This window comes from Pseudomonas sp. GX19020 (genome assembly GCF_023371075.1).
In the GTDB taxonomy this organism is placed as follows: domain Bacteria; phylum Pseudomonadota; class Alphaproteobacteria; order Rhodobacterales; family Rhodobacteraceae; genus Pseudogemmobacter.
In genome coordinates this window covers 34,243-56,350 of the sequence record NZ_JAMCCR010000023.1, presented here as the reverse complement: position 1 = coordinate 56,350, position 22,108 = coordinate 34,243, and the positions used below count along the sequence as shown (strand labels likewise).

Here is a 22,108-nt window from a genome sequence, read left to right as displayed (position 1 = left end):
GGTAGGGTGGCGGACGGCCCGCGCATGCGTGACGCGGCCATCGCCTATATGCGAGAGAGCGTGCCGGATGCGATCCGGGCGCTGGTCGGGTCGGATACCTCGATCCTCCCAAAGCTAGTGCAGAGCAAGATCGGTCAGGCGTTATCTCCTGGCTGAAGCCGCTGATTGCGTGGATGGAATACGGGTAAACCGCTCACAAACGGGTTAGAATCTGCTCAAGGTGTGCTGCACCAGTGCTCAAGATTTCGATCAGAGGAAGATTTCATCAATACTGCTCGTATCGAATACTGAATTCTTCCGAACTCTCTCTAGGGCCTGTAGGCGTTCCTTAAGTAGTGTTCGATCTGCGATGGAAACAACGTTGCAGACGCGTAAACCCGAATTAACAGGGACGTTATTTTCTTGTTCAGTCAGGAAGTTGAACTGATATTGAAGTTCGGGGCAATCTTTATGCGACATAGATTTACTCCTCCTTCTCAAGCTTCAGAAGCGAAGCGACAATTACATCTTCGTACAAAAGAGGTGCGTCCAAGGCAATGCGAAGGACGGGTAGCGCATCACTCGGCCTCTCTTCGGTTATAACTCCCCTATCGCCCTTTCGTTCCCCCTCCGGCCGGAAGAACTTTAGATAGTTTTGGGGCGCAATACCATCGAATTGCTGGAAGAATACTTTGTCTTGGCATTGTTCTGCGTCTGTTAGGTCCTCAGTGATCGCGTCACTGTGTAGCTTTATTGCGTGGCTTTTCAAGTAGGGCTCTATATAAACTACCTTTTTGATCCCTGATGCGACAATATGGCGCGCGCAGTTGTGGCAAGGGTAGGTGTTTGTATAGAGCGTCGCCCCTACGAGTGAGTGCTTGCCTTCGCGTGCAACTGATAATATCGCCTCCATTTCAGCGTGAATTGATCGTGAAAATTCTATTAGCGCATCAATTGGACTGCCTGCGAGGTGGCTTCTGATTGCATGCTTGGGTGTGCGCTTGAGGACAAAATTTGCGTCGGATAGCCTGTCAACTATTGCATCGAGGATATCATTTCTTGTCGACTCATTTCGGCATAATCCTTTGCCCTGCCAATTGTAGCAGCGCTCGTCTTTTCCATTCGAGATACGTGTGTCTTCATCGTAGAGTCCGCCGCCAAAGCGCGGGACATCGTTCCACCCTACGGCAATGACTTCGCCGCGCTCGGAAACAATGGTCGCCCCAACTTGCCGAGAAAGGCAAGCCGAATTGGCGGCAACAGCATTTGCCTTGTACATTGCAGCTTCGGCTTTTGTCGGCGTATTGATTCCAACATTGAAGCAGAGGCGAAGCATTCTTTGAATTTTCTGCTTTAATAGATCAAGTGATGAATCATTGCAAATGAAGCAATCAGATTTGGTAAAGATCTTCCTGGTTGCCTGTCCGAACGATTCTGATTCACCCTGATCTTTTGAAAACAGAATTTTAACGAGTTTTTCCTCGCTCGGCGTGATCCTTAGGCGGAGGCTACGCTGCGCCTCTGGCGCGAATGTGCCGATTACAATAAGCGTTTCTCTATAAATCTTCCGTAGTAACTTCAGTTCATCAATATTCTTGATGGAATCAACTATATAAGCCGCTCTCTTTGGAATCACCTTATTTCCATCGAATCCACCGATGGTTTTCCGCTCGCGCTGGATCTGCTCGACGATTCGTTTGGCAATATAGTCTTGGCCATACTTTTTTCTAAGGCCGTTTCCGGCCTTTTGCATGCTATCAACATAGTTTGTTATATTGGACTTGACTGGCACCTCCAGTCCTAGCTTGCGTTGGGTTGCTTTGATAATTTCCGAGGCGGATATTATCGGTGCGACGTCGTACTTGTAATTGATCTCGAGCTCCTTTTTGAGCTCGGCTGCTACCGTTGAGCATCCAGATCCTACCGGTCCAACCAACGCAAAAACTAGCTCTTGCGAAAGTCGTTCATCGATGTCGTTTGCTAGGAGAACTCCATTCTCAGCGGTGCCTTCGTTTACTGCTCCGCCGATCACCGCTAGCGCCATCGTCGTCTCCCTCCGTGCGATGCTCAGTCGTTTGCTTGCTGAGACGTGCGCCGTTTAGAAGCTATGAACGCCGCGCGCAACGTCTCCTGTCAAGATTCATGTGAGTAGAAGTGCGCCATTTCGCTGAAAACAGATGAACTTATGTTTCAAGAATGACATGAAAGGGCAAGTTTGGTGCGTTACGCGCCGCGGCGCTAACCGTGCGCTTCGCTCAGGTGACAAGGAGAGGCAGCACAGGTTATGCCAGATTTGGGAAATGGCAGCAGTGCCGCGGACTGAGGCCGCGCCGCCATTTGGCGAATTTGTTTTGCGTTCACCCGTCACGCCTTGGTCGATTCCGCTCTTACTGTGGAACTGCGGTGTGAGGGCTGGCCCCAGCGGGCGCGGCGCAGAACATGTCCATTCCCCTCGGTTGTGACGATCGGGGCCATGCAGTCGAGATAGATGTCACCCGGTTCGATGTCGCCGGCCGCGTTCGCCAGTCTTGCGCATCGCCTCGAGCGCCGTGGTCTGGCTGTAAAGATTGCACATCGTCAGGCCTTCTCGTTGCGCCACAGCCATTTCACAACCTGCCTGACCGGACGGCGGATGGTCAATCCGTTCAGGAAGTCGGGTGAGGGCACCCGCCAGGAGACATTGATCCACTCTGCACTTTTGCACCGCGCGCAAGGCCACGGTGCCAGATGCAGCTGGTGATCATTTCCGACGACTTTCACCAGATCCGATGCCCAGAAGTGAACGCTCCGCCTGCAGCCATTGCACCGCATGGTGATGATCATGCCGTCCTGCGCGGCGTGGATCATCCGCCGGTTTTGGAAGGGGTTGGCCGAGGGGTGGACAGATGGCATATGGCCGGTTCCGGGCTTCTCGAATCGTTAACTGTTCTGTATATGTTCTCACCATGAAGCGGATCTTTCACCTCAAATGTTCTTGCGGTCAGTCGCGCCACCTGGCGGCAGACGATATGCCGCCCCAATGGCTCGAGGCGGGCGGCACAGTCATACGCGCCGAGGCCCTCGCCATCATGAAATGCCTGCATTGTGGCAAGCGGGGCGCGCCCGCGCTCGTCGAAATGCTGGCGCCTGAAGTTGCGCCGCCCGTGCCGGTCATGACGCCTGCTGGCTACACCGGCTTCTGATCCACCTCCCTAATCCGGAACAAACCCATGATCATCCTCTACACTTCGCCGGGCTGTGGCCCGTGCGTTGCGACGAAACGCGCGCTGGACCGGGCCGGGCTGGCCTATGAAGAGCGGGCAGGGGCTGACTGGCCGGAAGAGGTCGAACGGCTGGCCGTGATCGCCGGGGCGCGGCAAGGGCCTTTGGCGGTTGCTGGTGATCAGGTCTGGTCGGGGTTTCAGCCGGCAAGGCTGGCTGAGGCCGTCGCGATGGGCAGTAATCAGGCGGTGGGCCGTTTACAGGGCCATTCGTAACCCTTTGAAATCCCTAGAGCGCACAAGAGGGGTGTTTACGGCTTATGTGTTTGAAACACATTGGTTGCTTCCATTCTGTCGGGATCACCATTTTATAATTAAATATCAGCATTTTGGCTTTTGGTATCAAAAAGGTGATATCCGCCGATGCAGGAAATTACGCGACCGAACCGACCGTACAAATTTCGTACACGATGTACGGGATTCGTTCTGCCGGCTACCTGAGGTCAGCGACCAGATCCGCCCGAAACCCTGACCACACCTCATCCCCGGCCACCGCCAGCGGCCCTTGCCGGGATCCCGCGATCCGCGCCAGCCGCACGGCCTCTTCCGGCCAGTCAGCCCCTGACCGCTGCAGCGGACAAGGGTGACGACCGCAACACGAGAAGCGACACAGATCCGCAGGTACATTCCGGTTCGGATCCTGTGCTATGCTCTGAGGCCAGCATCCTTTGCATTTCGCGACCGGGTCAGACCTCGCGAATTTGACCGCAAGGATCGGAGTGGGGATGCCGGATGACGGGGTTAATCTGATCCTGTAATGAGCAGGACCATGAGGGGCATCATGATGACGACCCGTAATTCAGCTGTCGCAACCACGTCTGCGACCGAACAGGATCCGCGCTGGCAGAGCGTGGTGGCACGCGAGGCGGCGGCTGATGGCCGCTTTGTCTATGCGGTAAAGACCACGGGCGTCTATTGCCGCCCCTCTTGCCCCTCGCGCAGGGCGAAGCCGCAAAATGTGCGCTTTTTCGATCTTCCGGATGAGGCGGAGGCGGCGGGCTACCGCCCCTGTCAGCGCTGCGCGCCGCGTGGGCCCTCGGTGACCGAGGCGAATGCCGCGCTGGTCGCCGCCGCCTGCCGGCTGATCGAGGCCTCCGAAGAGGTGCCGAAGCTGCAGGATCTGGCAGCAAAGATCGGCATGAGCCCCTGGTGGTTCCACCGGCAGTTCCGGGCAGTGACCGGGCTGACCCCGGCGCAATGGGCCAGCGCGCATCGCCGGCGCAAGGTCCGGGCCGAGCTGGCCGACAAGGGCAGCAGCGTGACCGGCGCGATCTATGGCGCGGGCTTTGGCTCTGGCAGCCGGTTTTACGAAGGCTCGGACGCGGCGCTTGGCATGACCCCGACGGCTTTTCGCAATGGCGGCAAGGATGCCGAGATCCGGTTTGCGGTCGGGGCGAGCAGCCTTGGCGCGATCCTGGTTGCGCAAAGTGACCGGGGCATCTGCGCCATTACCCTGGGCGATGACCCCGAGGCGCTGGTCCGGGATCTGCAGGACAGCTTTCCCCGCGCCAGGCTGATCGGTGATGACCCGGAATTCGAGGCGCTGGTGGCCCGGGTTGCGGGCCTGGTTGAGGCGCCGCAGACCGGGTTTGATCTGCCTCTCGATATTCGGGGCACCGCGTTTCAGGAACGGGTCTGGCAGGCGTTGCGGCAGATCCCGCCGGGAGAGACCGCCTCTTACGCCGATATCGCCCGCCGCATCGGCGCGCCAAAAGCGGTGCGTGCGGTCGCCCAGGCCTGCGGCGCCAACCGGATCGCGCTCGCTATCCCCTGTCATCGCGTGATCCGCAATGATGGCGCGCTGTCGGGCTATCGCTGGGGCATTGCCCGCAAACGCGCGCTGCTGGAAAAGGAGGGTGGATTGTGAGCGGTCTGTCTGAGGTCAGCACTTCGCCCGTTCCCGCGCCTGATGTCGCATCCGGCGCTGTGGACAGGCTGCGCCAATATGACTGGGCCGCCTTTGCCGCCGGGATGGACAGTTTTGGCTGCGCGGTTCTGCCAGGGCTTCTTTCACCCGGGGAATGCGCGGATCTTGCCGGGGATTATGGTGCAGAGGCGCCGTTTCGCAGCCATATCCACATGGCACGGCATGGCTTTGGCCGGGGCGAATACAAGTATTACCGCTATCCGCTGCCGGATCTGATCGCGGGGCTGCGGAGCGCGCTTTATCCGCATCTCGCCGGGCTTGCGAATGACTGGAGCGCGCGTCTGGGGGCAGGGCGGGTCTATCCGGATCGCCATCAGGATTTCCTGCGCGACTGCCATGAGGCCGGCCAGACACGTCCGACACCGCTCCTCCTGCAATATGGGCCGGGCGATTTCAATTGCCTGCATCAGGATCTCTATGGCGATCTGGCCTTCCCGATCCAGGTGGCCTTCCTTCTGTCCGAGCCGGGGCGCGATTTCACCGGCGGCGAGTTTGTGCTGACCGAGCAACGCCCCCGGATGCAGAGCCGGGCCGAGGTGGTGCCACTGGCGCAGGGTGACGCGGTCGCGTTTGCGGTGCATAACCGGCCGGTCGAGGGCACAAGAGGCAGCTACCGTGTCAACCTTCGTCATGGCGTCAGCCGCATTCGCTCCGGGCAAAGGCATACACTTGGGATCATCTTCCATGACGCCCGGTGATCTGACCGGAGATCCGACCACTGACCTGACCGGTAAATATGCCGCTGCGCTGACCATCGGCAGCATCGCGACCCCGCTGGGTGCGCTGATCATGGTCACAGATGCGACGGGCGGGCTGATGGCATCGGAATATGCGGACCATGAGGACCGGCTGCACCGGCTGCTCTCGCGCCGCCTCGGGCCGGTCGATCTGCGACCCGGGGCGATCCCGCGCCGGGTGGCTGCGGCGGTGGAGGGCTATTTCGCGGGCGATCTGGTGGCGACAGACGGGATCGTGGTCTGTCTGACGGGCAGCCCGTTTCAGAACCTCGCCTGGGCGGCCTTGCGCCGCATCCCGCCCGGCAGGCCGGTGACCTATGGCGAACAGGCACTCCGGATCGGAAGGCCGGGCGCGGCGCGGGCAGTGGGGCGTGCGAATGGCAGCAACCCGTTCAACCTGATCCTGCCCTGCCACCGGCTTGTCGGTGCGGATGGCGCATTGACGGGCTATGCTGGCGGGCTGGAGCGCAAACGATGGCTGCTCGATCACGAGGCGCGCTTTGCCGCGCCGGGGTGATGTCACAGCAAGGCTTCACCTCATCGGCAAATGACGGCAAGGTCCGCCGGTCAGTGTCCCCCGACCGTCCGCGCTTTCCGGCTGGCCGCGACAGGGCGCTGCACCGCAAAGGAGAGCATGATGACCGACAAAAACACCGCCGCGCTGGAATTCCTGGCCACCCGCCTGTCGCAGCCGGCCAGGATGTTTAACCCGCCGGTGCCGTCGCGGGACGAGCTGACCGCGATGCTGCAGCTGGCGCTCCGGGTGCCCGATCATGGCAAGCTGGAGCCCTGGCGCCTGATCGTGCTGGAAAAACCCGATTTCACCCGCCTCGCCGATCTGGCCGAGGCACGGGCGAAAGAGATGGGGGCGGATGCGGAAAAGCTTGAAAAGGGGCGCGGCCAGTATGATCGCGGCCATCTGGCGGTGGTGGTGATTTCCGCGCCGAAAGCTTCGGATAAGATCCCTGTGGAAGAGCAGGTGCTGTCTGCGGGCGCGCTGTGCATGTCGCTTTTGTCGGTGGCGACGGCCTCGGGCTGGGGGGCGAACTGGCTCAGCGGCTGGCCGGCACATGATGCGGTGTTCCGGGCGCGGGCCTTTGGCTGCCAGGGCGCCGAGACCGTGGCGGGCATCATCCATATCGGCACAGCCGCGCATGCGTTTCCCGACCGGCCGCGCCCGGATCCTGCGCGGGTGGTGCAATGGGGGCTCGGGCCGGCCTGATCCCCCTCAGGCGCTGCCGGCCGCGCCGATTTTTGTCCTGTCTATGCTGATCCAGGCCGCGCCCTTCATGGGAATGGCCTGGAACACGTCTGCTTTCCACCGCTTGGGCGCGGTGTGGGCCTGTCAGGATGACGGCGTTTCCACGCTGTCTTTCGGCTCCAGAATACCACGGAAATCAAGGTCTTCGATGGTGATGCCGCCCCAGAGGATCACCGCCGCCATCGCCCCCCAGATCACCAGCGCAAAGCCCGTGGCGATCAGGGCCGAGCGGCCGATATTTTCTTCGGCCGGCGCCCCGGCGGGGGTGCCCGGAACGATATCGCCCGCCTCGGCCTGGGTGCGGGTGCGCAGCATCAGCACGATGTAGAAGGTCAGAAACCAGGTGACCGCGAAGAGGACGACGCCAGAGGTGAGGTTCATACCTGTTCAAGCTCCACAAGACAGCCGTTGAAATCCTTGGGATGCAGGAAAAGGACGGGTTTGCCATGGGCGCCGATCTTCGGCTCGCCATTGCCCAGCACCCGCGCGCCCTGCGCTTTCAGCCGGTCACGGGCCGCGATTATATCTTCGACCTCATAGCAGATATGATGAATGCCGCCCGAAGGGTTCTTTTCCAAAAAGCCATTGATCGGAGAGTTTTCACCCAGCGGATACAGCAGTTCGATCTTGGTATTCGGCAATTCGATGAAGATCACCGTCACGCCATGATCGGGTTCATCCTGAGGGGCGCCGACTTTTGCGCCAAGCGTGTCGCGATACTGGCGCGCGGCGGCTTCAAGATCGGGCACGGCAATGGCGACATGGTTCAGACGTCCGATCATCGGCTTCTCCTGCTTCATGTAGGGTCTCCTGGACTTATGCGCGCCGGGGCTGGGCGGGGCAAGGGGGAGAGAGGCCTCTGTTAACGCAGGCTTCATCAGAGATCTGCGAGGCTGGAGGGAGAGAATCACCCCCGACCGCCGCTGCGAAAGGATCAGCCCTATGGCCAGCCGTCTTCCTGCCAGTCCGGTTGTATTGCCCGGTCTTCTGCCTGTCGCCATGTCGCTGCCGCTGCGGGGGCTGACGGTGCTTGCGGTGGAAGACAGCCGCTTTGCCAGCGAGGCCTTGCGGCTTATTTGCCAGCGCTCGGGCGCGCGGCTCAGGCGGGCGGAAAGCCTGGCGGCTGCAGCCTCACATCTGGGGATCTACCGGCCGGATCTGGTGATTGTCGATCTGGGTCTGCCCGATGGGCGGGGCGAAGATCTGATCAGCGGCCTGAGCGGGACAGGCGGGCCGGTGGTGCTGGGAACCAGCGCTGACAGCGACGGGATGACGCGGGCGATGCGGGCGGGGGCCGCGGGCTATCTCGGCAAGCCGCTGCCCGATCTTGCCGGGTTTCAGGCGGCGGTTCTGGCGCATCTGTGCGACCGGCATCTGCACGGCGCGCCTGGCGGCGGGGGCGACCCCGCTGCTGTGGAACCCGATCCGATGGCGCTGCGCGATGATCTGCGGCTTGCCGAGGCCAGATTGCAGCATGCCCCCACAGCACAGGCCACCCGCGACTGGCTGCGCGGTTTTCTGGCCGGCCTCGCGCTGCAAAGTGGCGATGAGGCGCTGAAATCCGCAGCCGAAGCGGTCAGCCGCAACGGCGATCCTGGCCCGATCCGGGCGATCCTCAGCGAAAAGATCCGGCAGATGCCGGCTTTCCTGCCACCTGGTAAAAGCTCCGGCAGCACGCGGCAGGGCTGGGTCTGAGGGTGCCGGGCGTGAGGGGCCGTTTTCCGCGAGAGCCGGATGGATGATTTCTCCGGCTGCTGTCCCGGGAAGGCGGCTGCAAACATCGCATGGAGGTGAGGGAGGGCACCGGATACCTGAGATTGACGCTGATGTTCCCGGAAAACGAGTATTTTGCAATGGGTTACGCCGGGCTGTGCAAGACTTCCACCACAGGGCAGCCGCTTACAAGACGAGCGAGTGTTGTAACCGTCCGCAGGAAAGCACCAGGCCGAACGCGCATGCGACCTGGCATTGGCAAAGGCTCAGGCCGGTCCGGGCTCGGGCCCTTCCGATACCCGCTCTTGCGTTTCGTTCCCTCGTTCAGATCCGTCCCGGTTCACAAAAGCCCGGGATCCCGGACCGCCAGCAAAGGGCGTGTCAGATCCGAGAGGCGGGTCTTCTGCCGACCTTCGATGTCGAAATTTGACGGATCAAGCCAGGCCTTATGCGCTGTCTCCAGCGCCGGCCATTCCTTGTCGATCACCGAGAACCAGGCCGTATCGCGGCTGTGACCCTTTACGATCATATGCTGGCGGAAGACCCCTTCATAGCTGAAGCCCAGCCGCTGCGCCGCGCTGCGCGAGGGCAGGTTCAGCGCATTGCATTTCCACTCGTAGCGACGGTAACCGGCGGCAAAGGCCCAGCCCATCATCAGATGCATCGCTTCGGTCACCGCCACCTTGCGCTGCAAAGCGGGTGAAATGCAGATATGGCCCACCTCGACCGACCCACTTTCCGGTGCGATCCGCAGGAAAGAGGCGACCCCACCGGCCCGCCCGGTTTCCAGATCGCGCAGCACAAGGAAATACGGATCCCTGTCGCCCTCAGAGGCTTCGGTCCAGCGGTGATAATCCGCAGCCGTGGCGAAAGGCCCGTAGCCCATATAATCCCAGAGCCGGTCATGGCCGGCGAAACTGTCATGAAGCTCGGCCGCATGTTGCCAGGCCGAAAGCGGCTCGAGCCGCACATTGCGCCCTTCGAGTGCGAGACCCGCAGGCGATGGCGGCGGCGTCCAGTCGGGCAGGGCTTCGCCCCAGACCGGCCCCGGTTTGGTCTGATCATTCTGCATTGCCCGCCCTCCGCTGACTGTCCGGAGCGAGGCTAGGCAGCGTCCTTGTCGCGGGCAAGCAGCCATGAGATCTGGACTGATTTCCAGAGCATGACTGGCCTTAGGGTGATGGAGCGCCGAACCCGTTGAAATCCGCCTCGCTCAGGGTGACACCCGCCGCCCGCAGCCCGGCATAGCCAAACGCCATCTGGAAGTAAAACGAGGGCATGCCAAAGAGGTGCAGGAAGTCTCCGGCGGAAAGATCCAGGGGAATCCCGTTGATCTGCCGCCGGATCCTGCGAGACGGGTCGGGGTCAAACTCGGTTGGCTTCATGCCGCCCAGCAAGGCCCGCGCCACTGCAAGACGCGGCCCGAGCGCCTCTGGCAAATCCGGCAGCTCTCGCCCTGCCAATGGGAAGCAGATCTCAATGGAAAGGCCCGCCGCGATGGAAAATCGCTGGCGGGCCGTCATGTCCTGGAAGGGCTGATCCAGCGCCTCGGGCCCCGCAATCGCCACCATATCCGCAATGCGCGAAAGGGAATGGCGAAAGACGGGGACCGTGGTCTGATACATCATGCGTCCTTCGGGATCACCCTGAGGCGCAATTCGCGCAGCTGATCATTCGTCGGATCAGAAGGCGCGTTCATCAGCAGGTCTTCGGCGCGCTGGTTCATCGGGAACATGATAACCTCGCGGATATTGGTGGTATCGGCCAGCAGCATCACCAGCCGGTCGATCCCTGCCGCACAGCCACCATGGGGCGGCGCGCCATATTTGAACGCCTTGACCATGCCGCCGAACCGCTTGTCGACCTCGGAATTCGGGTAACCAGCGAGTTCAAACGCCTTATACATGATTTCCGGCTTATGGTTGCGGATGCCGCCCGAGATGATCTCATAGCCATTGCAGGCCAGATCATACTGATAGGCATAGACATTCAGCGGATCGCCCGACAGCGCCTCAAGCCCGCCTTGCGGCATCGAGAAGGGGTTGTGCGAGAAGTCGATCTTGCCCTCGTCGGTCTTCTCATACATCGGGAAATCGACAATCCAGGCAAAGCGGAAGCTGTTCTCCTCGGTCAGCTTCAGCTCGCGGCCGATCTCGTTCCTGGCGCGGCCGGCAACGGATTCGAACACATCGGGCTTGCCGCCGAGGAAGAAGACGGCGTCGCCGACATCCAGACCCAGCGAGGTGCGGATGGCTTCGGTCCGCTCTGCACCGATGGCTTTGGCGATGGGGCCGGCAGCCTCGGTCGAGCCATCTTCGGCCTTGCGCCAGAAGATATAGCCCATGCCCGGCAGGCCCTCTTTCTGGGCAAACGCATTCATGCGATCGGCGAATTTGCGCGAGCCGCCGGTCGGCGCGGGAATGGCGCGGATCTCGGTGCCCTCATTCTCCAGGAGGTTCGCGAAGATCGCGAAGCCCGAACCCCGGAAATGCTCGGACACATCGACCATCCTGATCGGGTTGCGCAGATCCGGCTTGTCCGAACCATACCATTTCAGGCTGTCGCGATAGGAAATCAGCGGCCAGTCGGCATAGACCTTGCGGCCCCCCCCGAACTCTTCGAACAGGCCCTGCAGCACCGGCTGAACGGTCGCGAAAACGTCTTCCTGGGTGACGAAAGACATCTCGATATCGAGCTGGTAGAAATCGGTGGGCGAGCGGTCGGCACGCGGGTCTTCATCACGGAAGCAGGGCGCGATCTGGAAATAGCGGTCAAAGCCTGCAACCTGGATCAGCTGTTTGAACTGCTGCGGTGCCTGGGGGAGCGCGTAGAATTTGCCGGGATGCAGGCGCGAGGGCACGAGGAAGTCGCGCGCGCCTTCGGGGCTGGACGCCGTGATGATCGGGGTCTGGAATTCGTTGAACCCCTGATCCCACATCGAGTTGCGCAGCCAGCGCACGACATTCGAGCGCAGGATCATGTTCTTATGCATCGTCTCGCGACGCAGATCGAGGAAGCGGTAGGTGAGGCGGGTTTCCTCAGGGTATTCGGTTTCGCCGAAAACCGGCAGCGGCAGGTCGCCGTCAACCGGGCCGAGCACCTCGACGCCGGTCGCATAGACCTCGATCTCGCCGGTCGGGATCTTTGCGTTCACAAGGCTTTCGTCTCGCGCTTTCACACGGCCGTCGATGCGGATTACCCATTCCGAGCGCACCTTGTTCAGCTCGGCAAAGGCCGGGCTGTCGCTGTCGGCCAGCACCTGGGTGATGCCGTAATGGTCGCGCAGGTCGATGAACAACACGCCGCCATGATCGCGCACCCGGTGCACCCAGCCCGAGAGACGCACATTTTCGCCGACATTGGCGCGTGCGAGGCCCGCACAGGTATGGCTGCGATAGGCGTGCATCATCAGTCCCCTTTCCGAGGTGTTTTTCCAGGCCCCGGTAAAACGCGCCTCATGAGAAGAAGTCAAGCCCGGCCCCGCCATGTTGCCCGCTGCACAAACCGCAGCGCCAGCCGGCGGGCAAATGAAAAGGCCCGCCGGAGCGGCGGGCCTCAGGGGTGAACCCCGATCAGTTCTGGTTCGGGATGTCGCCGGTGATGCCTTCGACATAGAAGTTCATCGTAGCAAGCACGCCGTCATCAGCGACTTCGCCTTCTGCCAGCCAGGCCGAGCCATCCTGCTTGTTCAGCGGGCCGGTGAAGGGGTGCCAGGTGCCGGCGGCGATTTCGTCACGAACCTTTTCGGCAGCGGCTTTCACTTCGGCCGGGACGGCTTCGGTGATCTCGCCGATCTCGACTTCGCCGCCCGCGATGCCTTCCCAGGCCGCCGATTGCTCATAGGTGCCATCCATCAGAGCGCCGACGCGCTTGATGTAATAGGGCGCCCAGTTGTCGATGATCGCCGAGACGCGGGGCGAGGGCTTGTAGGCCGACATATCCGAGGCCTGACCAAAGCCGATCACGCCCGGAACCTTGGCCGCTTCGGCCAGCGGTGCGGTGGAATCGGTGTGCTGCAGGATCACATCGACGCCCTGGTCGATCAGCGCCTTGGCGGCATCGGCCTCTTTTGCCGGATCGAACCAGGTATAGGCCCAGACGATCGACATGTTGACATCGGGGTTCACCTTTTTGGCGTGGATGAACGAGGCATTGATGCCCTGGATGACTTCGGGGATCGGGAAGGATCCGATATAGCCGATCTTGTTCGACTTGGTCATATGGCCGGCGATGGTGCCCATGACGGCGCGACCTTCATAGAAGCGTGCGTCATAGGTCGAGACATTCGGCTGGTCGCGTTTGAAGCCGGTGGCATGTTCGAATTTGATATCGGGAAACTGGGCCGCGACGGCCTGAGTCGCATCCATGAAGCCGAAAGAGGTGGTGAAGATGATATTGCAGCCATCCAGCGCGAACTGGGTGATCGCGCGTTCGGCATCAGCGCCTTCGGGGACCGATTCCTGCCAGGCGATCTCGACCTTGTCGCCATATTCCTCGACCAGGGCCAGTGCGCCCTGATGGTGCTGATAGGTCCAGCCGCCATCGCCGATCGGGCCGACATAGATGAAGCAGGCCTTCACCTTTTCCAGGCCCTGGGCCATGGCGGCGCCGCCTGACAGCGCGAGGCCGAGGGTGATGGCGGCAGTTGCCAGCAGGTTTCTGCGTTGCATGGGTAGTCTCCCCGTTCGGGCCGGGGCGGCAGGCCCCGGCAATAGATGCCTCAGCGTGAGGCGTGGAAATTCTGCCCCAGAGAGGCCGGCGCGCCAAAGCTGCGGCCGCGACCCGAGGACATGATGACAAGTACGATGATCGTGATGACGTAAGGCGCCATCGCAAGATATTCGACCGGAATGGCATAGCCGGCGGCCTGGAGGTTCGGCCCCAGCACCATCAGCCCGCCGAAAAGCCAGGCACCAAACAGCACGCGCCCGGGCCGCCATGAGGCGAAGACCACAATCGCCAGGGCGATCCAGCCGACGCCATTGGTCATCCGGTCGGTCCATTGCGGCACCCGCACCAGGCTGACATAGGCGCCGCCCATCCCGGCCATGGCGCCTCCGAACAGGATGCACAGAAGCCGGATCCGGTTGACCTTATAGCCAAGCGCATGGGCCGCCTCATGGCTCTCGCCCACGGCGCGGATGATCAGCCCGGCGCGGGTCCGGTTCAGCAGCACCCAGGTGACCAGCACCATCAGCAGCGAGAAATAGACCACCCAGTCGTGGCGGAACAGCATCGGCCCGAGAAAGGGAATATCGCGCAGGGGCCCGAGGTCCACAGGCGTGGTGACCGGCGGCTTGATGCCGTTATAGCCCTGGCCCGCCAGCGACGAGACCCCGATCCCGAAAAGGGTCAGCGCAAGGCCGGTGGCAACCTGATTGGCCTGGAACACCAGTGTCAAAAGCGCGAAGATCAGCGAGAAGGCGGCGCCAGAGGCCGCACCGATGGCAAAGCCCGCGACCGGGCTCTGGAAGGTGACGGCGGCGATAAAGCCGCTGACCGCGCCGATGATCATCATCCCCTCGACGCCGAGGTTCAGCACACCCGAGCGCTCCACCACCGTCTCGCCAAGGGCCGCGAGCAGGATCGGCACCGCGCCGACCATCAGCGAGGCGAGCAGGATCGCCACATCAAGGCCACCTATGATCATGCGCCTGCTCCTGTCCCAAGGCTCCGGCCGATGCGGATGCGGTAATTGGTCAGCATATCGACACCCAGCAGGAAGAAGAGCAGCATCCCCTGGAAGACCTGGATCGAGGCGGCAGGCAGGTTGAGCCGCGATTCGGCCAGGCTGCCCCCCACATAGGTCAGCGCCATCAGAAGCCCTGCAAGGATGATCCCCAGCGGGTTCAGCCGGCCAAGGAAGGCCACGATGATGGCGGTGAACCCGTAGCCGGTCGCGAATTTATCGGTGATCTGGCCAGAGGGGCCGCTGACCTCGAAGATCCCGGCCAGTCCGGCCAATGCGCCGGCGAGGCCGAGGCAGAAGATCACCAGCCGGGCAGGGCTTACACCATGGAACCGGGCTGCGCGCGGTGCCTGACCGGCAAGGCGGATGCGAAAGCCGATGCCGTGGCGCGTCAGCAGCACATAGGCCGCCACCGCCACGCCAAGTGCCGCGACCGCACCCCAGTGGAACCCGCTGCGCTCGATCAGATCGACATTGCGCGCGGCGGGATAGCCAGAGAAATTGCGGCTGCCGGGAAAGCCCATGCCGTCCGGGTTTCTCAGAAAGCTGAACGCCGCCTTGGCGAGGATCGCCTGGGCGACATAGACGAGCATCAGCGAGACGAGGATCTCATTGGTGTTGAACTTCGTCTTCAGGATGGCGGGGATCATGGCCCAGGCCCAGCCGCCAAAGGCGCCGGCCGCGATCATGACAGGAAAAATCAGCCGGTTTTCCGTCGGGTAGAAGGCGAGGCCGACCGAGGCGCCGATGATCGCGCCCATGATATACTGGCCCTCGGCGCCGATATTCCAGATGCCGGCACGAAAGCCCATGGCAAGGCCGACCGCGATCAGGATCAGGGGGGCGGCCTTGATGAAAAGCTGGGCGCGGAAATAGGAGGCATTGGCCCCCGCGAGCGGCTCCCAGAATATGGTCCGGATCACGGTGAAGGGATTGGAGCCGAGCGCTGCAAATAACAGCCCCCCCGCCACCATGGTCAGGAAAACGGCGAGAACCGGCGTGAACCACAGCCAGAACTGCGACGGAGTGGCGCGCCGCTCGAGCCTCAGCATGAGACGCCTCCGCCCGCCTGCCGCGCCGACCAATTCCTGCACAGGAATTGGCACGATTTCTGTACAGAAATCGGTCCTCTGGCCGATGCCGGCGCTTCAGGTCGCATGATGCGCCTCCTCCATCCCATGGGCCCCGCCCATCATCAGGCCGATCTCTTCGGTGCTCAGCCCTTCAACCGGGCGCGGCACCGAAAGACGGCCTTCATTCAGCACTGCAAAGCTGTCGGCGATTTCCATCAGCTCGTCGAGATCCTGGCTGATCACGACGACGGCCGCACCCTGGCCCGCGCAATCGAGGATCTTCTGCCGGATCGCGCTTGCTGCCGCAGCATCCACCCCCCAGGTCGGCTGGTTGATGACGATGACATCGGCCCCCTGTTTCAGCTCGCGCCCCATCAGGAATTTCTGCAAATTCCCCCCCGAAAGCGCCCGCGCCGCCACATCCGGCCCTGGTGTCCGCACATCATAATCGCGGATCACCTCTTCGGTGAAGTCGCGCGTTCTCGCGCGGCGGATAAAGCCGCGATCCGAGAGGTTCATCCGCACCGATGCGGTCAGCCAGGCATTGTCGACCAGGCTCATATCCGGTGCCGCCGCATGGCCGTAGCGGTCCTCGGGCGCGGCCACCAGCCCCGCCGCACGCCGCCCGGCCGGGCCGAGCGTGCCGATCCCGGTGCTGCCCAGCCGGATCGCATCTGCCGGGGCCGGCATTTCCCCCGACAGCGCCAGCAAAAGCTCGTCCTGGCCATTGCCCGCAACGCCGGCGATCCCCAGAACCTCGCCCTTTCTCACGCTGAAGCCCACGTCTTTGAGGGCGGTGCCAAAGGGGATAGGCGATGCCAGTGACAGCCCGTTCACCTCCAGCGCGATATCGCCCTTCTGACCTTTGCGACGCGCCGGCACCGCCAGCGATGCGCCGACCATCAGCTCCGCCATCTCGCGTGCCGATCGTTCGCGCGGCGTACAGGTTGCCACCACCCGGCCACGCCTGAGGATGGTTGCCTCATCACAGAGCGCCCGGATCTCTTCTAGCTTATGGCTGATATAAAGGATCGAGGTCCCCGCCGCCGCCAGCTGCCGCAGCGTGCGAAACAGGATCTCCACCTCCTGCGGCGTCAGCACCGAGGTCGGTTCATCCATGATCAGCAGTTTCGGATCCTGAAGCAGGCAGCGGATGATCTCGACCCGCTGCCGCTCTCCGGCAGAAAGATCACCCACGTTGCGGCCCGGATCAAGCGGCAGGCCATAAGCTTCGGAAACCTCGCGGATCCGCGCGGAAAGGGCGCGCATCGGCGGCGGATCCTCCATCCCTAGGGCGACATTCTCGGCAACATTCAGCGCCTCGAACAGGCTGAAATGCTGAAACACCATCGCGACACCCAGACGCCGCGCCTCGGCGGGGCGCGCTGGCGCATAGGGCTGACCGCGCAGGGTCATCCGTCCCTGATCGGGCCGCACCAGGCCGTAGATCATCTTGACCAGCGTCGATTTCCCGGCGCCGTTTTCGCCCAGAAGCGCGTGGATCTCGCCCGCCCGGATGGTGAAAGACACATCGCTGTTGGCGATGACACCCGGATAGGCCCTTGTCAGACCCTCCAGCCGCAGAAGCTCATCCGAACCGGCTGTCATCCGTGATCCCCGCTCTTTCCACCGCTGCTGACCCGGAGGCCAATCCGGATTCCCGTTTCCGTTTCAATAGTTGCACCGCCACCCCAATCGCAATGGCCTGTGGGTGTTTGCCAAGGCTCATATCACCAATCGGCGAGGTGATGCGCGATATTTCACCCCCAGGATGCCCCAGAGCGAGGAGCCTGCTGCGAAACCGGGCCCATTTCGTGGCCGATCCGATCAGCCCGATTCCCGCCGTCTCCTGCCCCAGCAGGAGGTGGCAAAGCTCCAGATCCAGCGCATGTGAGAAGGTGACGATCAGATGCCCGGCGCCCGCAGGCGCATGTCGCACCAGCTGCGCGGGGTCCGCCGCCCAGAGCGCGTCGACGCCTTCGGGCAGGGTGTCAGGAAAGCGGGCGCGCGACGTGTCGATCCAGGTCAGCGCGAAATCCGGCAGCGGGCCGAGGACCGCGACCAGGGCCCGTCCGACATGGCCCGCCCCCCAGATCCAGAGCGGGCTGGCCGCTGCGCTCAGGGGCTCCGCCAGCCAGCCGCCGGTGCAAAGCGGGCCGCCTTCCCAGGCCCGGCCATTGCGGGCCCGCGCCAGTGCACGCCGGATCCGGAACGGCATCGCGCCCGCCTCCGGGCTGACAGGTCGCGCAACGACCGTGCCGCTCAGCCCGGCAAGCCGCGCCTGATCCCAGTGTTCGCTGACCAGATCGACCACGCCGCCGCAGCATTGCCCAAGGCCCGGGCCAAGCGCATGGCGTGTCAGCCCGCCATTTCCGGCCCCCGCCAGCATCTTGCGCGCGCCCGTCACGGCGAGATATTCCAGCGCGCCGCCGCCGATCGTGCCCTTCTGGCCGTTCTCCCAGACCAGCATCGCCGCCCCGTCCTCGCGCGGGGACGACCCCTGATGTCCGGCGATCACCACCCGGATCACCGGCCCATGTTCCGCAAGTGTCGCCCGCAGGGCTTCTGCGTCAAACATCGCGCCTGACCCTTTCCACCGCTGCCAGCACCGCCTCCGGCGTTGCGGGCGCCACCAGATCAGGCCAGACCCGTCCATCCCCACAATCAGCGCCACAGGCGGCGACCGCCGCCGACAAAGCGGCATGGACCGAGATCCCCAGCATGAAAGGCGGCTCGCCCACCGCCTTTGAGCGCCCAACCGTCGCTTCGCGATTTGGCCGGTTCCACAGTTCCACATTGAAAATACGCGGCCGGTCGGAGCAGGCCGGGATCTTATAGGTCGAGGGCGCATGGGTCATCAGCCGGCCCTTGCGGTCCCAGACCAGCTCTTCGGTGGTAAGCCATCCTGCGCCCTGAACATAGGCGCCCTCGATCTGGCCGATATCAATCGCGGGGTTCAGCGGCGATCCGGTGTCATGCAGGATGTCGGTGCGCAAAATGCGGTTCTCGCCGGTCAGACAATCGATCACCACCTCGCTTACCGCCGCGCCATAGGCGAAATACAAAAACGGCCGGCCCTGACCCCTGATCCGGTCCCAGGTGATTTTCGGCGTGGCATAGAAGCCGGTCGAAGACAGCGAGATACGCGCCTGATAGGCCCAGGCCGCGACCCTGGCAAAGGGATAGGCCTCGCCCGCCACCCGCACCATCCCGTCCTGGAACCGCACTGCCTCCACCGCCACCTGATGCTTTTCGGCCAGAAATCCGGCAAGCCGCCCCCGGATCACCAAAGCCGCCTCGCGCGATGCCATCCCGTTCAGATCCGACCCTGACGAGGCCGCCGTCGCCGAGGTATTGGGCACTTTCGCCGTGTCGGTCGCGGTGATGCGGATATCGCCTGCCTCAAGGCCAAAGACTTCTGCCACCACCTGGGCCACCTTGAGGTTCAGCCCCTGACCCATCTCGGTGCCACCGTGATTGAGATGCACCGAGCCGTCCTGGTAGACATGCACCAGCGCCCCCGCCTGGTTCAGCCATGTCAGGGTGAAGGAAATCCCGAATTTCACCGGCGTCAGTGCGATGCCGCGCTTAAGCACCTGTGATCCCGCATTCCAGGCCGCAATCTCTGCCTTTCGCGCCAGGTAATCCGAGCTTTGCACCAGTCGCGCCACCAGCTCCTGCCCGACAAAATCTTCGACCGGCATCTGATAGGGCGTGGTCTGAACAGCGCCCTTTCTCCTGCCCGGAATACTCCGTGACGCGCCGGGGGGCTGGCCACCCGGTTCCTCTGCTGCAATGGCCGGCTCGTAGAAATTGATCCGCCGCACCTCCAGCGGCTCGCGTCCGAGGGCGAATGCGATATGATCCATCACCCGCTCGATCCCGATCATCCCCTGCGGCCCGCCAAAGCCCCGGAAGGCGGTGGCGGATGCTGTATTGGTTTTCAGCCGATGACTCTCGATGCGGATATCCTTCAGGAAATAACAATTGTCCGCATGCAGCATCGCCCGGTCCGCCACCGGCAAAGACAGATCCTGGCTCCAGCCGCAGCGGAAAAGATGCGTGACCGCTATCCCGAGCACCCGGCCTTCATCATCGAACCCCGCCTCGTAGCGGATCTCGAGATCGTGGCGCTTGCCGGTGATGACCATATCGTCATCGCGGTCATAGCGCATCTTGCAGGCCTGGCCGGTCAGGCGCGCCGCCACCGCGCAGGCGATTGCCAGTGCATTGCCCTGACTTTCCTTGCCGCCGAAACCGCCCCCCATCCGGCGCGTCTCGACCCGGACCGAGGCCATCGGCAGATGCAGGGCATGGGCGACCTTATGCTGGATCTCGCTTGGATGCTGGGTCGAGGACAGGATATGCATCCCGTCTTCCTGCGGCAGCGCCGCTGCGATCTGGCCCTCAAGGTAGAAATGTTCCTGGCCGCCAACCGGGAAGCGGCCCGCGATCCGCTGCGGCGCGGCTGCAATCGCGGCCGCCGCATCGCCCCGCGCCCAGATCACCGGCCCCTGTTCAAAGCGGCTGTCTGCTTCCAGCGCCTCTTCGATGGTCAGGATCGGGGTTTCTTCGTGGTAGTCGATCCGGGCCAGCCGCGCTGCCCGCCGCGCCGCGAGAAGGCTTTCCGCCAGCACGATAAACAGCGGCTGGCCGTGGAAATGAATGGCATCCGGGCTCAGCAGCGGCTCGTCATGGGTCGAAGGGGAACAATCGGGCATAGCGCCGAAAGCGGCGATCAGATCATCTGCCGTAATCACCCGCACGACACCGGGCGCGGCCAGTACGGGCGCGAGGTCGATGCTGTCTACCCTCCCGCGCGCTATGCCGGCCAGGCCAAAAGCCAGATGCAGCGCGCCCTGGGGCAGGGGAATGTCATCCAGATAGCGCGCCGTTCCCGCCACATGCAAAGGCGCGGAATCGTGGGGGAGGGGTTTTCCGATGCTCATGGCGCCACCTTCAGCACGGAGGTTTCCACGCCGGAGCGTTCCAGAAAGCAGCGCAGCAAGAGATTTTGCGCGACAGTAAGCCGGTACCCGGCCGAGGCGCGCATATCGGAAAGCGGCTGGTAATCTTCCGCCATGGCGCGCATCGCATGGCGGATCGTCGTCTCGCTCCAGTCCTGACCGATAAGCGCCGCCTCTGCGCCGCGCGCGCGTTTCGGGATCGCGGCCATGCCGCCAAAAGCGATGCGGGCAGAGGTGATGCGGCCCTCGCTATGCGTGATATTGAAGCAGCCGCAAAGCGCGGAAATATCCTGGTCGAAGCGTTTCGAGACCTTGTAGCAGCTCAGATCCGGGGCGGCGGGCAGGGTGATCGCCTCGACAAATTCGCCGGGCAGGCGGTCTTGTTTGCGGTAATCGAGGAAGAAATCCTCAAGCGCGAGGCTGCGGCGGGTGTCGCCCTGGCGCAGATGCAGCCTGGCGCCGGCGGCGATCAGCGCGGGCGGGCCGTCGCCGATGGGCGAGCCATTGGCGATATTGCCGCCGATTGTGGCCGCGTTGCGGATCTGGGCCGAGGCGAAGCGGCGCAGGAACTCAGCAAGGCCGGGATGGCTGGTTTTCACCGCTGCGCGCAGCCGGGCGATGGTGACCATGGCGCCGATGCGCAGGCCTTCGGAGGTATCGGTGATGCTTTGCAGGTCTTTGATCTGGTTGAGGAATATGACCGGTGAGAGGGAGCGCAGCTGTTTTGTGACCCAGAGACCGATATCGGTGGCACCGGCGATCAGCGTGGCCTCGGGCGTCGCGGCATAAAGGGCTGCGAGGGCATCTGTGGTGGTCGGGGTCAGGGGGGCTGTCTGCCCCCCTCGGCCTTTGGCCTCACCCCCCGAGGATATTTCCGGACAGATGAAACCGGCATCTTTTTCAAGCCAGTCGGGGATGGGGGCGGTCTCGGCAGCCCGGGCGGCGCGGAGGATCGGCGCGTAGCCGGTGCAGCGGCAGAGATTGCCGGCGAGGCTGTCATCGTGGCTCCGGTCGCCGTTCAGATGGGCCGCGGCCATCGAAGCGATGAAGCCCGGCGTGCAAAAGCCGCATTGGCTGCCGTGATGGGTGATCATCGCCGCTTGGACCGGGTGCATCTCGCCTTTGGGGCCGGTGATGCCTTCGACGGTGCGGATGGCTTTGCCTTTGAGCTGCGGCAGGAAGAGGATGCAGGCATTGACCGCGCGGGCGCCGGTCTCGTCACGCAGGATGACGGTGCAGGCGCCGCAATCGCCTTCGTTGCAGCCCTCTTTCGTGCCTTTCAGCCCGCCTGTGTCGCGCAGCCAGTCGAGCAGCGTCCGGGTGGGGCTTTCGGCCTCCGGGATGTGGGTTTCAAGTCCGTTCAGCCAGAAACTGATACCGGTCATTCTTCAATCCGCCGCGATACTCCCTGTGGCGGGGTCTGTGCCTGCCGGCCCGATGCGGCGTAGGGCCGGGCGGTGCGCCCCTTTGCTTATACCCTCATCAAGCCGGGCTGCGGATGG

General features: G+C 62.9%; 22 protein-coding genes. 8 read left to right on the top strand and 14 right to left on the bottom strand.

The window, feature by feature from the left end; genetic code table 11:
• Positions 1 to 24: 24 nt before the first annotated feature.
• Entirely contained in the window at positions 25 to 156 is a 132-nt protein-coding gene (locus tag M3484_RS23740) for a hypothetical protein (protein WP_283258547.1), read from the top strand.
• 307 nt (positions 157 to 463) lie between these two features.
• On the opposite strand, the gene M3484_RS22240 is transcribed toward M3484_RS23740, so the two are convergent.
• Complete coding sequence (locus M3484_RS22240; RefSeq protein WP_249499296.1) at positions 464 to 2,023, bottom strand: anti-phage dCTP deaminase; 1,560 nt, start codon at positions 2,021 to 2,023, stop codon at positions 464 to 466.
• 533 nt (positions 2,024 to 2,556) lie between these two features.
• Complete coding sequence (locus tag M3484_RS22235; RefSeq protein ID WP_249499295.1) at positions 2,557 to 2,826, bottom strand: hypothetical protein; 270 nt, start codon at positions 2,824 to 2,826, stop codon at positions 2,557 to 2,559.
• A 98-nt stretch (positions 2,827 to 2,924) separates the two neighbouring features.
• On the opposite strand from M3484_RS22235, the gene M3484_RS22230 reads away from it, so the two are divergent.
• The 6 genes from M3484_RS22230 to M3484_RS22205 all read left to right on the top strand — a co-directional run bounded on the left by M3484_RS22230 (position 2,925) and on the right by M3484_RS22205 (position 7,125).
• The gene (locus M3484_RS22230; protein ID WP_249499294.1) at positions 2,925 to 3,161 is read left to right on the top strand and encodes a hypothetical protein; all 237 of its coding nucleotides are present in this window, start codon (positions 2,925 to 2,927) and stop codon (positions 3,159 to 3,161) included.
• Positions 3,162 to 3,188: 27 nt separating this feature from the next.
• A complete protein-coding gene (locus M3484_RS22225; RefSeq protein ID WP_249499293.1) occupies positions 3,189 to 3,455 on the top strand; it encodes a glutaredoxin family protein in 267 nt (88 codons plus the stop codon).
• 568 nt (positions 3,456 to 4,023) lie between these two features.
• The gene (ada, locus tag M3484_RS22220; RefSeq protein ID WP_216279392.1) at positions 4,024 to 5,106 is read left to right on the top strand and encodes a bifunctional DNA-binding transcriptional regulator/O6-methylguanine-DNA methyltransferase Ada; all 1,083 of its coding nucleotides are present in this window, start codon (positions 4,024 to 4,026) and stop codon (positions 5,104 to 5,106) included.
• 104 nt (positions 5,107 to 5,210) lie between these two features.
• The gene (locus M3484_RS22215; RefSeq protein ID WP_092901894.1) at positions 5,211 to 5,864 is read left to right on the top strand and encodes a 2OG-Fe(II) oxygenase; all 654 of its coding nucleotides are present in this window, start codon (positions 5,211 to 5,213) and stop codon (positions 5,862 to 5,864) included.
• Positions 5,851 to 6,420, top strand: a complete 570-nt coding sequence (locus tag M3484_RS22210; protein ID WP_249499292.1) for a methylated-DNA--[protein]-cysteine S-methyltransferase — start codon at positions 5,851 to 5,853, stop codon at positions 6,418 to 6,420. Before M3484_RS22215 ends, M3484_RS22210 begins: the two co-directional genes overlap by 14 nt.
• Positions 6,421 to 6,540: 120 nt before the next feature.
• Positions 6,541 to 7,125 carry a nitroreductase family protein gene (locus tag M3484_RS22205; RefSeq protein ID WP_249499291.1) on the top strand — a complete coding sequence of 195 codons (585 nt, stop codon included), beginning with the start codon at positions 6,541 to 6,543 and terminating at the stop codon, positions 7,123 to 7,125.
• Between the two features lie 123 nt (positions 7,126 to 7,248).
• Here the strand turns inward: M3484_RS22205 and M3484_RS22200 are convergent, their stop codons facing one another.
• A complete protein-coding gene (locus tag M3484_RS22200; RefSeq protein WP_249499290.1) occupies positions 7,249 to 7,545 on the bottom strand; it encodes a DUF1467 family protein in 297 nt (98 codons plus the stop codon).
• Positions 7,542 to 7,964: a methylmalonyl-CoA epimerase gene (mce, locus tag M3484_RS22195; protein ID WP_249499289.1), complete on the bottom strand. Its 423-nt coding sequence runs from the start codon at positions 7,962 to 7,964 to the stop codon at positions 7,542 to 7,544. Before mce ends, M3484_RS22200 begins: the two co-directional genes overlap by 4 nt.
• Positions 7,965 to 8,106: 142 nt before the next feature.
• Between mce and M3484_RS22190 the strand changes: the two genes are divergently transcribed.
• On the top strand, positions 8,107 to 8,859 hold the full coding sequence (locus M3484_RS22190; protein WP_249499288.1) for a response regulator: 753 nt from the start codon (positions 8,107 to 8,109) through the stop codon (positions 8,857 to 8,859).
• 358 nt (positions 8,860 to 9,217) lie between these two features.
• On the opposite strand, the gene M3484_RS22185 is transcribed toward M3484_RS22190, so the two are convergent.
• The 10 genes from M3484_RS22185 to xdhA form a co-directional block, all read right to left on the bottom strand.
• Positions 9,218 to 9,949 carry a GNAT family N-acetyltransferase gene (locus M3484_RS22185; RefSeq protein WP_249499287.1) on the bottom strand — a complete coding sequence of 244 codons (732 nt, stop codon included), beginning with the start codon at positions 9,947 to 9,949 and terminating at the stop codon, positions 9,218 to 9,220.
• A 100-nt stretch (positions 9,950 to 10,049) separates the two neighbouring features.
• Positions 10,050 to 10,502 carry a DUF1993 family protein gene (locus M3484_RS22180; protein ID WP_249499286.1) on the bottom strand — a complete coding sequence of 151 codons (453 nt, stop codon included), beginning with the start codon at positions 10,500 to 10,502 and terminating at the stop codon, positions 10,050 to 10,052.
• Complete coding sequence (gene aspS, locus M3484_RS22175; protein ID WP_249499285.1) at positions 10,502 to 12,349, bottom strand: aspartate--tRNA ligase; 1,848 nt, start codon at positions 12,347 to 12,349, stop codon at positions 10,502 to 10,504. The genes M3484_RS22180 and aspS overlap by 1 nt, the downstream gene beginning before the upstream one ends.
• Before the next feature lie 100 nt (positions 12,350 to 12,449).
• Positions 12,450 to 13,547 carry a BMP family ABC transporter substrate-binding protein gene (locus tag M3484_RS22170; RefSeq protein WP_092898922.1) on the bottom strand — a complete coding sequence of 366 codons (1,098 nt, stop codon included), beginning with the start codon at positions 13,545 to 13,547 and terminating at the stop codon, positions 12,450 to 12,452.
• Between the two features lie 50 nt (positions 13,548 to 13,597).
• Positions 13,598 to 14,527 (bottom strand): ABC transporter permease, encoded by a 930-nt coding sequence (locus M3484_RS22165; RefSeq protein ID WP_249499284.1) that lies wholly within the window; start codon positions 14,525 to 14,527, stop codon positions 13,598 to 13,600.
• Positions 14,524 to 15,618: an ABC transporter permease gene (locus tag M3484_RS22160; protein WP_092898918.1), complete on the bottom strand. Its 1,095-nt coding sequence runs from the start codon at positions 15,616 to 15,618 to the stop codon at positions 14,524 to 14,526. The genes M3484_RS22165 and M3484_RS22160 overlap by 4 nt, the downstream gene beginning before the upstream one ends.
• A gap of 96 nt (positions 15,619 to 15,714) precedes the next feature.
• Entirely contained in the window at positions 15,715 to 17,247 is a 1,533-nt protein-coding gene (locus M3484_RS22155; RefSeq protein WP_249499283.1) for an ABC transporter ATP-binding protein, read from the bottom strand.
• On the bottom strand, positions 17,228 to 18,217 hold the full coding sequence (gene xdhC, locus M3484_RS22150; RefSeq protein ID WP_249499282.1) for a xanthine dehydrogenase accessory protein XdhC: 990 nt from the start codon (positions 18,215 to 18,217) through the stop codon (positions 17,228 to 17,230). Before xdhC ends, M3484_RS22155 begins: the two co-directional genes overlap by 20 nt.
• Positions 18,210 to 20,588: a xanthine dehydrogenase molybdopterin binding subunit gene (gene xdhB / locus M3484_RS22145; protein ID WP_249499281.1), complete on the bottom strand. Its 2,379-nt coding sequence runs from the start codon at positions 20,586 to 20,588 to the stop codon at positions 18,210 to 18,212. The genes xdhC and xdhB overlap by 8 nt, the downstream gene beginning before the upstream one ends.
• Complete coding sequence (xdhA, locus tag M3484_RS22140; protein ID WP_249499280.1) at positions 20,585 to 21,991, bottom strand: xanthine dehydrogenase small subunit; 1,407 nt, start codon at positions 21,989 to 21,991, stop codon at positions 20,585 to 20,587. The genes xdhB and xdhA overlap by 4 nt, the downstream gene beginning before the upstream one ends.
• Positions 21,992 to 22,108: the final 117 nt, after the last annotated feature.